The organism is Cellulomonas sp. A375-1 (genome assembly GCF_001040865.1).
Lineage (GTDB): Bacteria > Actinomycetota > Actinomycetes > Actinomycetales > Cellulomonadaceae > Cellulomonas > Cellulomonas gelida.
Window position 1 is genome coordinate 1 of record NZ_LFKW01000145.1, and the last position, 2,005, is coordinate 2,005.

2 protein-coding genes and 1 pseudogene are annotated in these 2,005 nt (G+C 72.1%); all 3 read left to right on the forward strand.

Annotated elements, in window-relative coordinates; translation table 11 throughout:
- Nucleotides 1–263, forward strand: a pseudogene (locus CWIS_RS19080) (ABC transporter); the annotation flags it as partial.
- Between the two features lie 137 nt (nucleotides 264–400).
- Entirely contained in the window at nucleotides 401–994 is a 594-nt protein-coding gene (locus CWIS_RS17810; RefSeq protein WP_053071779.1) for a single-stranded DNA-binding protein, read from the forward strand.
- A gap of 143 nt (nucleotides 995–1,137) precedes the next feature.
- Nucleotides 1,138–2,005 (forward strand): ATP-binding cassette domain-containing protein (locus tag CWIS_RS19620; protein ID WP_048344262.1); only part of this gene is annotated, 868 nt, incomplete at its 3' end.

A 2,005-nucleotide genomic window follows, 5' to 3' on the forward strand; every position in this document is an offset into this window, starting at 1 on the left:
TCGGCGTGGGCGAGCTGGTCGGCGGCAGGGGAGTGGGCGTCGCGCTCGAGATCGGGGTCGCGTGCGGCGTCCTCGCGGTGGTGAGCGTCGTGGTCGCCCGGCTCGTGCGCGGCCGTGCGGCGCAGCGCAGCAGCCAGCGCGTGCGCGACGAGGGCCGGGCCGCGATCGAGGAGGTCGCGAGACGCGACCTCGTCCAGCCCGCCGCCGAGGTCGTGGCCGAGCACCGGCGCGTGCGCGGCCTGCTCGAGGCCGCGCGCGGCTGACCGCGACCCGACCCCAGCCCCGACCGTCGTCGCCCTCGTCCCCAGACCCGGACGCCGCCACCCCGCTCGCCGCCCTCCGGCCGCGAGGCTGCGGGCACGCGCTCCGAACTCACGGGGCCACCGCGCAGGGAGGCAGCATGAGCAACGGGACCCTCGACCTCACGGTCACGGGGTGGGTGGGCAGCGAGGTCACGACGCTGCCCGCACAGGACGGGCGGGCGGCGTACACGACGTTCCGTCTCGGCAGCACGCGTCGCTGGTGGAACCGGCAGACGGGGCAGTGGCAGGACTCGCAGACCGAGTGGTTCCAGGTCAAGGCGTGGCGTGCGCTCGCGGTCAACGCTGGGCTCTCGCTGCGCAAGGGCGTGCCGGTCGTGGTGCAGGGGCGGCTCTCCACACGCGAGTGGCAGGACCAGGGCGGCGCGCTGCGCACGTCGCTGGTCCTCGAGGCCACCGCGATCGGCATCGACCTCAGCTTCGGGACGGTCGGCCCGTTCCAGCGGACCCTGTCCGGCGTCGCCACGCAGTCGCCCGACGAGGTGCGCGACGAGCGCCCGGTCGACCTCTCGCGTCTCGCCGAGGTGGCCGACGGGACCGCGCGTGACGAGCGGCTCGTCGACGAGAGCGACGTGCTCCGGTTCGAGGACCGTGACGACCTGACGGGTGACTCTGCGGCTGACCCGGCCGTGGGCGACGCCGAGCTCGTCGCAGGAGGGCTCGGCGGTCGGTGAGCGTCTAGGCTGGGGCACCGCGACCCGACGACGACCGGCCCGCACGTCCGCGACGTGCGCGGTCGGCGTCGACGGGTGATCGCCGATCGCGCCCCGAGGGCGCGATCCCCAGAACCCGAGCATCGAGGCGGAGAACCGAGCCAGTGGCTGAGTTCATCTACAGCATGTACAAGGCGCGCAAGGCGCACGGAGACAAGGTCATCCTCGACGACGTCTCCCTCAACTTCCTGCCCGGCGCCAAGATCGGCGTCGTCGGGCCGAACGGCGCGGGCAAGTCCACGATCCTGAAGATCATGGCCGGGCTGGACCAGCCGTCGAACGGCGAGGCCCGCCTGAGCCCCGGGTACACGGTCGGCATCCTGCAGCAGGAGCCGCCGCTCAACGACGACAAGACGGTCCTCGGCAACGTCGAGGAGGGCGTGGCCGAGATCAAGGGCAAGCTCGACCGCTACAACGAGATCTCCGCACTCATGGCCGAGCCGGACGCCGACTTCGACGCCCTGCTGGCCGAGATGGGGCAGCTCCAGGAGGCGATCGACGCCGCCGACGCGTGGGACCTCGACGCCCAGCTCGAGCAGGCCATGGACGCGCTGCGCTGCCCGCCCGCGGACGCCGACGTCAAGATCCTCTCGGGCGGTGAGCGGCGCCGCGTCGCGCTGTGCAAGCTCCTGCTCGAGAAGCCGGACCTCCTGCTGCTCGACGAGCCCACCAACCACCTGGACGCCGAGTCCGTGCAGTGGCTCGAGCAGCACCTGAAGTCGTACGCGGGCGCCATCCTGGCCGTCACGCACGACCGGTACTTCCTCGACAACATCGCCGAGTGGATCTGCGAGGTCGACCGCGGTCGCCTCTACCCGTACGAGGGCAACTACTCGACCTACCTGGAGAAGAAGCAGGAGCGCCTGCAGGTCCAGGGCAAGAAGGACGCCAAGCTCGCCAAGCGCCTCAAGGAGGAGCTGGAGTGGGTGCGGTCGAACGCCAAGGGCCGCCAGACGAAGTCCAAGTCCCGCC

Excerpts from the sequence above, each read along its gene's own strand:
- CWIS_RS17810 (WP_053071779.1), top strand. The coding sequence starts at position 401 with ATGAGCAACGGGACCCTCGACCTCACGGTCACGGGGTGGGTGGGCAGC.